Raw genomic sequence first — 223 nt, 5'->3', positions numbered from 1 at the left:
CGTGAGCTGATAGAGCGAGAGGTGCTCCACGGCATAGCCGATGGCCTGCTCGAGCTCGGCCGCCCAGGCCTCAGGCGTATGCCCGGGGCGGGCATAGATCAGATCGAAGGAATAGCGCTCGAAAATAGAGGCAGCGATCTTCACGGCGGCCAGGGCCTCGTCGACGGAATGCATGCGCCCGAGGCGCTTCAGGTCGGCATCGTTGAGCGCCTGGACGCCGAGG

The 223-nt window shown here is 65.5% G+C and carries 1 pseudogene; it reads right to left on the bottom strand.

Annotated features, from left to right (window positions below):
• A pseudogene (locus E4K09_RS26765) lies at nt 1-223 on the bottom strand (radical SAM family heme chaperone HemW); the annotation flags it as partial.

It is taken from the genome of Microvirga pakistanensis (genome assembly GCF_004458765.1).
Lineage (GTDB): Bacteria > Pseudomonadota > Alphaproteobacteria > Rhizobiales > Beijerinckiaceae > Microvirga > Microvirga pakistanensis.
The sequence above is the reverse complement of the archived record's forward strand: the minus strand, read 5'-3'. Positions and strand labels throughout refer to the sequence as shown.